The sequence below is a fragment of the Pseudomonas sp. BN607 genome (assembly GCF_029871175.1).
Lineage (GTDB): Bacteria > Pseudomonadota > Gammaproteobacteria > Pseudomonadales > Pseudomonadaceae > Aquipseudomonas.
Genome location: NZ_SSOE01000066.1, coordinates 348536 through 358575, shown reverse-complemented (window position 1 = coordinate 358575; position 10040 = coordinate 348536). Strand labels below are relative to the sequence as shown.

The following is a 10040-nucleotide window of genomic DNA, read 5'->3' as shown; positions in this document are numbered from 1 at the left end:
GAAGCCCGTGCCATCCACCGTGTTGGATTCTTCGCGGGGCAAGCCCGCTCCCACAGGTACCCCGCAGGCTTGAGGCTGATGCAGTACCTGGAGAAACAACTGGCGTGCTCAATTTCTAGAATCTAGCGCAATTGGACTGTGGGAGCGGGCTTGTCCCGCGAACACGGGCGAAGCCCGTGCCATGCACCGTGTTGAATTCTTCGCGGGGCAAGCCCGCTCCCACAGGTACCCCCGCTGGCTTGAGGCTGATGCAGTACGTGGGGGAAACAACTGGCTTGCTCAGTTTCTATAATCAAGCGCAATCACTGTGGGGCTTTAGCCGCGAAGAGGCCGGTACCGACCCTGCAAGATCAGAACGGTGCCGGGCACTCGAACTTCAACCGCTCCCCGGACACTGGGTGGGTAAAGCTCAACATGGAGGCATGCAGGCACAGCCGCTCATGGGCAGCCAGCGCTTCGGGGTTGGCATACAGCCGGTCACCCAGCAGCGGGTGGCCGATCGACAGCATGTGCACGCGCAACTGGTGCGAGCGGCCGGTGATCGGCGTCAGCTCGACCCGGCAGTGATCCCCACAACGCTCGACGATCCGCCAGAAGGTCAGGGCATGCTTGCCCTGCTCATGGTCCACGACGTGTCGCGGTTTGGTGGGCGGGTCGTAACGCAGCGGCAAATCGATGCTGCCGCTGTCCAGTGTCGGCTGGCCCCAGCACAATGCGGTGTAGGCCTTTTCGGTCTCGCGGTCATGGAACTGGCGTGACAGTTCGCGGTGGCTGTCGGCATCGCGCGCCAGCAGGATGATGCCGGAGGTTTCCCAGTCCAGGCGGTGCACGATCAGTGCATCCGGGTAGCCGTTTTCCTGCAGGCGGGTGATCAGGCAGTCCTTGTTGTCCTCGGCGCGGCCAGGCACCGACAGCAGCAGGGTCGGTTTGTTGATCACCAGGATGGCGGCGTCTTCGAAGAGGATCTGGACATTCGACAGCGGCATTGCAGTTCTCACGAAAATAGCAGAAAACGCTGGGGCCGCTTTGCCCCCCTTTCGCAACACAAGGCCGCTCTCACAGGGTCATGAGTAACCCTTGTGGGAGCGGCCTTCTGTGGCGAAAGGGCGGCAAGGCAGCCCCGGCTTTTGGCGCGGATCAGCGATCCGGCAGGGTGATGTTCAGCTCCAGAATCGAGCAGCTGCCCTGGTTTTCCAGCTCGATATGCACGTCGTCATTGCCGATGTTCACATACTTGCGGATCACTTCCAGCAGCTCTTTCTGCAGTGCCGGCAGGTAGTCCGGCTCGCTGCGCTGGCCGCGCTCGTGCGCCACGATGATCTGTAGACGCTCTTTCGCTACCGACGCGCTGGTCTGTTTCTGCCTGCCACGAAAGAAGTCAAAAAGGTTCATGGTTTATTTGCTCCCGAAAATGCGCTCGAAGAATCCTTTCTTCTGTACATCGATGAAGCGCATTGGCTTCTCTTTGCCCAGCAGGCGATCGACGGCGTCGCTGTAGGCCTGCCCGGCGTCGCTCTGGTCATCTAGGATGACCGGGATACCCTGGTTGGACGCCTTGAGCACAGCCTGGGACTCCGGAATGACGCCTTTGAGCTTGATCGACAGGATTTCTTCGACGTCGGCGACGCTGAGCATCTCGCCCTTCACCACGCGCTCGGGATGGTAGCGGGTGATCAGCAGGTGTTCCTTGATCGGCTCTTCGCCGTTCTCGGAGCGGCGCGATTTGCTCGACAGGATACCCAGCATGCGGTCGGAGTCACGTACCGAAGATACCTCCGGGTTGGTCACGACAATCGCTTCATCGGCGAAGTACATCGCCAGGTGCGCGCCTTTTTCGATACCGGCCGGGGAGTCGCAGATGACGTACTCGAAGTCCTTTTTCAGGTCCATCAGTACTTTTTCCACGCCTTCCTGGGTCAGCGCGTCCTTGTCACGGGTCTGGCTGGCGGCCAGCACGTACAGGTTCTCGAGGCGCTTGTCCTTGATCAGGGCCTGCTGCAGGTTGGCTTCGCCGTTGACCACGTTGACGAAGTCATACACCACGCGGCGCTCGCAGCCCATGATCAGGTCGAGGTTACGCAAGCCCACGTCGAAGTCGACGATGACGGTCTTGTGGCCGCGCAGTGCGAGGCCGGTACCAATGGCGGCGCTGGTGGTGGTCTTGCCCACACCCCCCTTGCCGGAAGTAACCACGAGAATCTTGGCCAAGGTGTTTCACCCCTAAAATAGTCGGGACACAGGTCCCTGCAAATAACTGAAATAGCTTAAATAACGGCAACAGTGAAAAAGTTGCTCTAAAAATGCTGGCAAGTATCCGTTAAAGACGGGTGATGTTCAACACGTCACCGGACAGGCTGACTTGCACGCCGGTCCCCCACAGCGGGTCGCGGCGCAGGTCTTCGCAGACCTTGTACTGGCCGGCGATGGAAACCATTTCGGCGGTCATCTGCTGGCAGAAGATACGCGCCTTGGTATTGCCCTTGATGCCGGCCAGGGCGCGGCCGCGCATGGGGCCGTACACATGGATGTTGCCATCGGCGAGAAGTTCCGCACCCGGGCTGACCGAGGCGGTAACGATCAGGTCGCCACCCTGGGCGTAGATTTGCTGGCCACCCCGTACCGGCGCGGTAATGATGCGGGTCGGGCGAACTTCGGGTTCGGCGGCCGGGGCTGGCGCCGGTGCCGGTTGCGGTTTGCGCACCACTTCGGGTTCAGGCTCCAGCGGTCGCTCACGGGCGCCGGACGGTGGCAGCACCGGCAGGTCGATGGCAATGGCGGCGGCGATGTCCTCGATGCGGTTGGCGCGGATGGCCAGGGTACGCAGGCCGTGGTGGCGGCAGATCCGCATCAAGCCGGGCAGGTCGATTGCCCCTTCTTCGGCCGGCAACTTGTCCAGCGCCAGCACCAGCGGCGTGTTGCTGAAAAAGTTAGGTGCCTGGGCGACTTTGGCCGCCAGCTGGCGGTCGAGGGCTTCAAGGTCATTGCGCGCCAGTTCCAGTACCGTGATGGCGAGCATGCTGCCCTTGAGCTGGAACACGGAGGCGGTGTCGGGTGTGTGGTTTGGGCTCATGGTCTGCATAGACGGCTTGTTGCGAAAAAAGTGCCCTGACTTATAACGAGAACACCGGTTGCCCGCAACATGCACTGATCCGTTGTAGAATGCGCGGCCTTTGTCTTTCCGGATGCTTCAATGGAACGCCCGCGTTTTCGTCGCTATTACCTTCATCCCAGGTTCTGGGGCCTGTGGCTGGGCCTGGGCCTGCTGTGGCTGGTGGTCCAGCTGCCGTACCGGGTGCTGTTGAAAATTGGTGCCGCGCTGGGCGCGCTGATGTATCACTTCGCCGGCGAGCGGCGGCGCATCGCCGCGCGCAATCTCGAGCTGTGCTTCCCGGAGCTGTCGATCGACGAACGGCAGCGTTTGCTCAAGGCCAACTTTGCCTCCACCGGCATCGCCTTCTTCGAAATGGCCATGAGCTGGTGGTGGCCCAAGGCCAGGCTGGCGCGCCTGGCCCACATCGAAGGGCTGGAGCACCTGCAGGCCGCCCAGCAGGCGGGGCAGGGCGCGATCCTCATGGCGGTGCATTTCACCACCCTGGAAATCGGCGCCGCGCTGCTTGGCCAGCAGCACACCATCGACGGCATGTACCGCGAGCACGGTAACGCGCTGTTCGACTTCATCCAGCGCAGCGGCCGCGAACGCCATAACCTTGATTCGCTGGCGGTGGAGCGCGAGGACGTGCGTGGCATGCTCAAGCTGCTGCGCTCTGGTCGGGCGATCTGGTACGCACCGGACCAGGACTACGGCGCCAAGCAGAGCATCTTCGTACCGTTGTTCGGCATCCCGGCGGCGACGGTCACCGCTACCACCAAGTTTGCCCGGCTGGGCAAGGCGCAGGTGATTCCGTTCACCCAGAAGCGCCTGGAGGATGGCAGCGGCTATCGTCTGGTCATCCACCCGCCGCTGGCGGATTTCCCCGGCGAGAGCGAAGAAGCTGACTGCCTGCGCATCAACCAGTGGGTCGAACGTGTGTTGCGCGAGTGCCCCGAGCAGTACCTGTGGGCGCACCGCCGGTTCAAGTCGCGGCCCGAAGGGGCGCCGCGGCTGTATGACAAGAAAAAGCGCTGAACCCTGTGTCAGCCGGTCTGGCTGCTTCGCGGGTAAACCCGCTGTCACAGGATTACCACGGGTTCTGAATGTTGCGGGGCCCGTGGTAGCGGATGGGCCCGCGAAGCGGTCGGGCATGTAGGCACCTCAACCCCAGGAAGGACGCCATGGCACCACCCCCGGTAACCGGTCTTATCCTTTCTGGCGGTGGTGCCCGCGCCGCCTATCAGGTCGGCGTGCTGGCCGGCATCGCCGAGCTGCTGCCCGCGGGCGCCCGCAACCCGTTTCCGGTCATCGTCGGCACCTCCGCCGGGGCCATCAACGCCGTAACCCTGGCCAGCGGCGCCAGCCAGTTCAACCAGACCGTGCAACGGCTTACGGCCTTCTGGCAGAACTTTAGCAGCCACCTTGTGATCCGTAGCGACTGGCCAGGGGTGGTGCGCCAGGCCAGCCGCTTCGTCAGCCACAGCCTGCTCGGCCTGGGCGGCCAGGCACCGGTGGCCTTGCTCGACAGCAGCCCGTTGCGCGGTTTGCTGGAGGCGCACCTGAACCTGGATGGCATCGCCCGTTCCCTGGCTGCCGATCAGTTGCGCGCCGTAGCGGTGACCGCTTTCGGTTACGAGTCTGGCCAGGCGGTAACTTTCTACCAAGGCCGCGGCACCATCGAAGCCTGGTTGCGCCACCGTCGCATCGGCGTGCCCACCGCGTTGACCATCGACCACCTGCTGGCCAGCGCGGCGATCCCGCTGTTGTTCGCCCCGGTACGATTGGGCGACGAATATTACGGTGACGGTGCGGTACGTCAGCCGGCACCGATCAGCCCGGCCCTGCACCTGGGCGCCAGCCGGGTGCTGGTGGTCGGCGTCAGCGGCAACCCGCAGCGGCCGGCGCCACCGTTGCCCACCCAGCGCGTGTTCAGCGGGCAGCAACCGAGCCTGGCGCAGATTGGTGGGCACATGCTCAACAGCACCTTCATCGATAGCCTGGAGGATGATATCGAGCTGTTGCAGCGGCTCAATCACCTGAGCCGGCTGTTGCCGGCGCACTTGGACGCACGGCGCCTGGGCCTGGCGCCGATCGAGGTGCTGGTAGTGGCGCCCAGCCAGCCGCTGGACGAGATTGCCGCGCGGCACCGGCGCGAGTTGCCGGCAGCGCTGCGCCTGTTCCTGCGTGGGCCGGGGGCAACGCGTACCAGTGGGGCGGGGGTGTTGAGCTATTTGCTTTTCGAGGCAAGTTATTGCAGCGAACTGATCGACCTGGGGCGGCGGGACGCTTTGGCGAAGAAGCGCGAGTTGTGCCAATTCCTGGGGGTTTGATACCCCCGGTTCCGCCTCATCTCGAGCAAGCCAAAGCCCCAGGCCGAAGGAGGTTTACTCGGCTATCTGCAACTTGCGCGCCTGGGTGTACACGTACCGCACCTTCTCGTACTCGAACGGCGAGTTCAGCTGGCCGTAGCGGAAGTTGGTGGTGTAGCGCTTGTCCACCACGCGCAGGGCGAAGATCTCCGGGTGGTCGGTGCTGGCTTCGGCCACGTTCAGGTAGTTGACCGCCTGCTCACCCGCATAGTCCACCACCAACCCGGTGGTATCACGCAGGTTCGATGGCCCCAGCACCGGCAGCATCAGGTACGGGCCGTTCGGCACGCCGTAAAAGCCCAGGGTCTGGCCAAAGTCTTCGCTCTGCCGTGGCAGGCCCATGCTGGTCGCCGGATCCCACAGCCCACCCACCCCGATGATGGTGTTGAACATCAGCCGTGCGGTGATCTCTGCCGAGCGCTTGGCCTTCAACTGCAACACACTGTTGAACAGGTTCGGCACATCGCCAAGGTTGTTGAAGAAGTTGCTCACCCCGGTGCGCACGAAGCGCGGTGTTACGTACTGGTAGCCGCTTACCAGCGGCAGCAGCACCCACTGGTCCAGGCGGTAGTTGAAGTGGTAGATGCGCCGGTTGATCGACTCCAGCGGGTCGTACACGTTCAGCGCCTCCAGGGTGGAGCGCTCGAACTCGCGCTGGTCCAGCCCCGGGTTGAATTTGAGCTCGCGCAGCGGGTCGATGAACCCATCGGCTTCAGGCACCAGCGGGGCGGTGCCGACCACCTGCGGGTCGGCTTCGACAACGCTTGCCCGGGGGGCGGTTTCGGCGGCCAGGGCGTGGCCGGCGGCAAGCAGGGCAGTGGCGAAGAGGAGTTTGTTAACCACGGAAGAACTCCAGCATGGCGTCACTGTTGACGCGGTAGTTGAGGTTGCCGCAATGGCCGCCATGGGGGTAAAGCGTCAGGCGGTCACCGAACACCTTGCGCAGGAAACCGATATCGCCAGGGCCGAGGATGACGTCGTCGGCGTTGTGCATCACGGCGATCTTGTCGCTGCTGCGCAGGTAGTCCTCCAAGGCATACAGGCTCACCTGGTTGACCAGTTGCAGGATGCTGTTGCCGTCAGTGCGGGCGCGCCACATCGGGATCACCTGCTCGGTCATGTAGCAGTCGAAGTCGCACTGCAGGGCGCGCTTGAAGAACGGTGTGAGGCTGCTGCCCTCGGTGATCGGGAACTTTGGCGGAATGATCAGGCCGCGGCGGTTGATCAGGTCGGATGTAAAGGCGATGTCGGCCGCCGAAAAGCGGAACGAGGTGCCGATGAGCATGGCCATCTGTTCATTGGACAGGTGCTGCCTGGACTGCTGGAAGTCGTACAGCAAGGCGTCATTGAGGTCGATGTAGCCCTTGTCCTGGAAGTAGCGGGTGAGTTTTTCCAGCATCAGCTCGTAGAAGGTGGTGCTGCGGTCGATGCCCTTGACCTGGGTTTGTACCAATTTGTCGAGGTTGTTGATCGAGGTGTAAAGGTTGACCGGCGGGTTCAGCAGCAGCACGCGCTTGAAGTTGAAGCTGCGGCGGGTTTCGTCCAGGTGGCTGACGAAGGCGGCGTCAAGCGCACCCAGGCTGTAGCCGGTGAGGTAGAAATCACTGACCGGCAGGCGGGGGTGCTGGGCACGCACGGCCTGCATTACCCGGTACATGTCTTCGGCGTCTTCCTGGCTGATGCCGGGGGTGGCGAAGCGCGAGGCGGCGCTCATGAAGTCGTAGCTGGTGGGCGACGACAGTTGCACCACGTGGAAGCCGGCCTGGTAGAACAGCTTCTTCAGGTATTCGTTGATGGTGCTGGTGTAGGGGGCACCGGTGCCGGCGATGATGAAGATCAGCGGCGCCTCACGGTCCTGGCGGGCCAGGCGGTACTTGAGCTTCTTCACTGCCCAGAAGTTGTCGGGCAGGGTGAACTCGCGCTCCGGGCGCAGGTTCAGGCTGTAGTCGGACTGGTTGATTTCGTCGTCGCCGGGCAGGGTCGGGCGTTGCTCGGGCGGCGTGGTGGCGATGGTCGCCTCGAACGGGTTGGTCAAGGGGTAGCCGTAGCTTGCCGCGTCGATATCCCGCGCAGAAGCGGCCACAGCCATGAGCAGGCTGCCGAGCAGGGCAGCGAGGCGCAAAGATCGAAGCATGTAATCCCCCAAAAGAACGCAAGGTCGAGCAGTGTGCAGGCTAGGACCACAGCCGACCGGGCAAAGTTGCCAGTCGCGGTGGCCTTTGGTGTGCTTGTTATCTGCAACATAGCTGCAGGGTTGTGATTTTGCCTTACAACAGCCCATAAGCGATCATGGATGCTTTCGATTACCGCTATTGGAGAACAGGATGTCTCGTTCGCTGCCGGTTGCACTGCTGGTGCTGTTTGTCGGGCTGTGGCTCGCGGCCAGTTATGGCGTGCGTTATGGGCTGATGGAAGACGGGCAGTGGGTAGGGTTGTGCACGTCGCCGGCGGCCTATTGGCAGTGCGAGGTGCGCTCGCTGTTGGGGCTGGGCATTCACCACCAGGTGCTGGCCTGGGGTGGGCTGGGCCTGGCGCTGCTGGCGCAGGTGGCTCCCGGCCGCGCTGGCTGGTGGCTGGCGGTGCTGGCCCTGGTGTTCGCGGTGCCGGCGCTGGTGCTGTACACCGCCAGCATTGCAGTGTTTGCGCTGGTGCTGGCGGGGTTGCGGTTGGTCAGGTGACCCATGGCGAATCTGATAGGGGCCTTGAAAGTTCACACGATCTCCACTCAAGATCCCTCAATCGCATCAAGGCTGATAGGTGTTGGCCACAAAGTATGCAGCGCCTATGAGATCGAGCGCCGCCCGCGCGGCGCTCGATCTCATAGGCGCTGAAGATGCCATGGCGAGCACCTGGCAACCCTGATCCCATTGCCAGGAACCATAGAATCCCCCACAGAAAGCGCTGCACACACCTGCGATGGGGCGCATAGCGGCCCCCGGATCTCAAACCTTGCGCATCCGCAAACTCCGCCACAACGCAGCCGTCATCAGCACACTCACCACCGCCCAGCCCCAGGCCTGCCGGTTCTCCAGCCCTTCGACAAACAATTGCGGCGCCACCCCGGCCCCGACGATAAACGCCAGCAACGCCACCTCCGCTCGCCGTGCGCGCACCGGCCACAGCACATAGACCAGCGCCGGCAATGCCAGCGCTGCGCTGGGGAAACTGCGGTAACGCGGGTCGAACACCATGGCCAGCATGCTTACCGCTGCGGCGAAGCCCGCCGCCAGCAGCAGCCAGCCAGCCCGTGCCTGTAGCCAGGCGAACAGCCGCTCACGCCAGCCCGCCCGGCGCGCCAGCGCCAACAGGGCATGCGCCAGCACCAGCAGGTTCAACCCGGCCAGCGCCAGCGCCCACAGCCATTCCCCGGCAAAACGCGCATGGGTACGCATCAATTCGCCCCACAAGCCCAGGCAACCTGCGCCAAACGCTGCCAGCAACGGCAGCAGCACAGCCGCCAGCGGTGTGGCAGGGCGCCCGGCCAGCACCAGCATGACGAGCATCAGCAGGGCACTGGCCAGCAACCACTGCGGCCAGTAGTGCAGGTTGCTCACCGGCCCTTCGAGCACGCCCTTGTCCTGCCGGTCGGCGTCATACAGCCCCCAGTAGCCCCCCACCGCGCCCTCATTGGCACGTTTCCATGGCTGGTCGAACGCCTCGATCAGGTTGTAGTGCCAGCCGTTGCGCTCGGCCATGGCCACGAAGCCCCGAATGAAGCGTGCCTCATTGACCCGGCTGGGCACCGCTGTCTCGCGCTGGCGGCCTTCGCTGGGCCAGCCGGTCTCGCCGATCAGGATGTCCTTGGGCGCAAAGCGCGTGCCGAACACCTGGCGTACATCGGCGACATGCGCCAGGGCATCGTCGATGCCGCGTGGGTCGTCTTCCCAGTAGGGCAGCAGGTGGATGGTCAGGAAGTCCACCGCCGGGGCTATCTGCGGGTGTTGCAGCCAGAACTCCCAGACATCCGCGTAGGTCACCGGCACCTTTACCTGGCTTTTCACCCGGGCGATCAGTTTGGCCAGATGTGCACCGGTGACTTCCTTGCGCAGCAGGGTCTCGTTGCCGACGATCACCGCGCTGACAACATCGGGGTTGGCGTTGGCAGCAGCGATCAGCAGGTCGATCTCTCTGTCGGTATCGGCCGGGTGGCTGTTCACCCAGGCCCCAAGCATCACCTTCAGGCCATGCTTGCGCGCCAGCGCCGGAATTGCCTCAAGACCGCTCATGGAATAGGTACGTATGCACTGGAATCGCTCGGCGAGAAGCGCCAGGTCGGCGTCCATGCGTTGCGGGCGCAGCCGAAACGGCTGGTCGTAGGGTGACTGGTCCTTGTCGAACGGGGTGTACGAGGCGCATTGCAACTTGTGCGTGGGGCTGGCCGCGTCGGGCAGGTGTACCGGCTTGCCAAGCCCGTACCAGAGCGCCCCCAGGCCGAGCAGGGCCAACAGGCAGGCAAGCAGGTACAACGGCAGCAGCAGGCGGGCAGAACTGGGCATCGGGCGGTCCATCGTCAGGCGCAAAAGGGTAGATAGTAGCCCGGCGCCAAAGCTTTGGCATGCAAGGATCACGCAGACCGCTGT

At 63.5% G+C, this 10040-nt stretch carries 10 protein-coding genes; 3 read left to right on the top strand and 7 right to left on the bottom strand.

Annotated features, from left to right (window positions below):
• Positions 1–350 precede the first annotated feature (350 nt).
• The 4 genes from E8E68_RS24645 to minC all read right to left on the bottom strand — a co-directional run bounded on the left by E8E68_RS24645 (position 351) and on the right by minC (position 3079).
• On the bottom strand, positions 351–986 hold the full coding sequence (locus E8E68_RS24645) for an RluA family pseudouridine synthase (RefSeq protein ID WP_266031418.1): 636 nt from the start codon (positions 984–986) through the stop codon (positions 351–353).
• 151 nt (positions 987–1137) lie between these two features.
• Complete coding sequence (gene minE / locus E8E68_RS24640) at positions 1138–1392, bottom strand: cell division topological specificity factor MinE (RefSeq protein WP_003252572.1); 255 nt, start codon at positions 1390–1392, stop codon at positions 1138–1140.
• A 3-nt stretch (positions 1393–1395) separates the two neighbouring features.
• Positions 1396–2208, bottom strand: coding sequence for a septum site-determining protein MinD (gene minD / locus E8E68_RS24635; RefSeq protein WP_003252574.1), 813 nt, complete (start codon positions 2206–2208; stop codon positions 1396–1398).
• Positions 2209–2317: 109 nt separating this feature from the next.
• Complete coding sequence (gene minC / locus E8E68_RS24630) at positions 2318–3079, bottom strand: septum site-determining protein MinC (protein WP_280345756.1); 762 nt, start codon at positions 3077–3079, stop codon at positions 2318–2320.
• A gap of 111 nt (positions 3080–3190) precedes the next feature.
• Between minC and E8E68_RS24625 the strand changes: the two genes are divergently transcribed.
• Together E8E68_RS24625 and E8E68_RS24620 are read left to right on the top strand one after the other, a co-directional pair.
• Positions 3191–4126 carry a lipid A biosynthesis lauroyl acyltransferase gene (locus E8E68_RS24625; protein ID WP_266031420.1) on the top strand — a complete coding sequence of 312 codons (936 nt, stop codon included), beginning with the start codon at positions 3191–3193 and terminating at the stop codon, positions 4124–4126.
• 146 nt (positions 4127–4272) lie between these two features.
• On the top strand, positions 4273–5421 hold the full coding sequence (locus tag E8E68_RS24620; RefSeq protein ID WP_280345752.1) for a patatin-like phospholipase family protein: 1149 nt from the start codon (positions 4273–4275) through the stop codon (positions 5419–5421).
• 54 nt (positions 5422–5475) lie between these two features.
• Here the strand turns inward: E8E68_RS24620 and E8E68_RS24615 are convergent, their stop codons facing one another.
• Both E8E68_RS24615 and E8E68_RS24610 read right to left on the bottom strand, forming a co-directional pair.
• On the bottom strand, positions 5476–6303 hold the full coding sequence (locus tag E8E68_RS24615; protein WP_266031424.1) for a VacJ family lipoprotein: 828 nt from the start codon (positions 6301–6303) through the stop codon (positions 5476–5478).
• Positions 6296–7594 (bottom strand): serine/threonine protein kinase, encoded by a 1299-nt coding sequence (locus tag E8E68_RS24610; RefSeq protein WP_266031425.1) that lies wholly within the window; start codon positions 7592–7594, stop codon positions 6296–6298. The genes E8E68_RS24615 and E8E68_RS24610 overlap by 8 nt, the downstream gene beginning before the upstream one ends.
• A 190-nt stretch (positions 7595–7784) precedes the next feature.
• Between E8E68_RS24610 and E8E68_RS24605 the strand changes: the two genes are divergently transcribed.
• On the top strand, positions 7785–8138 hold the full coding sequence (locus E8E68_RS24605) for a hypothetical protein (protein ID WP_110745578.1): 354 nt from the start codon (positions 7785–7787) through the stop codon (positions 8136–8138).
• Between the two features lie 264 nt (positions 8139–8402).
• Here the strand turns inward: E8E68_RS24605 and E8E68_RS24600 are convergent, their stop codons facing one another.
• Positions 8403–9968, bottom strand: a complete 1566-nt coding sequence (locus E8E68_RS24600) for a beta (1-6) glucans synthase (protein WP_266031429.1) — start codon at positions 9966–9968, stop codon at positions 8403–8405.
• Between the last annotated feature and the right edge of the window lie 72 nt (positions 9969–10040).

Bases quoted from the DNA above. Each gene is read 5' to 3' on its own strand.
- E8E68_RS24645 (WP_266031418.1), bottom strand. From the start codon at position 986: ATGCCGCTGTCGAATGTCCAGATCCTCTTCGAAGACGCCGCCATCCTG.
- minE (WP_003252572.1), bottom strand. From the start codon at position 1,392: ATGAACCTTTTTGACTTCTTTCGTGGCAGGCAGAAACAGACCAGCGCG.
- minC (WP_280345756.1), bottom strand. From the start codon at position 3,079: ATGCAGACCATGAGCCCAAACCACACACCCGACACCGCCTCCGTGTTC.
- E8E68_RS24625 (WP_266031420.1), top strand. From the start codon at position 3,191: ATGGAACGCCCGCGTTTTCGTCGCTATTACCTTCATCCCAGGTTCTGG.
- E8E68_RS24620 (WP_280345752.1), top strand. From the start codon at position 4,273: ATGGCACCACCCCCGGTAACCGGTCTTATCCTTTCTGGCGGTGGTGCC.
- E8E68_RS24610 (WP_266031425.1), bottom strand. From the start codon at position 7,594: ATGCTTCGATCTTTGCGCCTCGCTGCCCTGCTCGGCAGCCTGCTCATG.
- E8E68_RS24605 (WP_110745578.1), top strand. From the start codon at position 7,785: ATGTCTCGTTCGCTGCCGGTTGCACTGCTGGTGCTGTTTGTCGGGCTG.
- E8E68_RS24600 (WP_266031429.1), bottom strand. From the start codon at position 9,968: ATGGACCGCCCGATGCCCAGTTCTGCCCGCCTGCTGCTGCCGTTGTAC.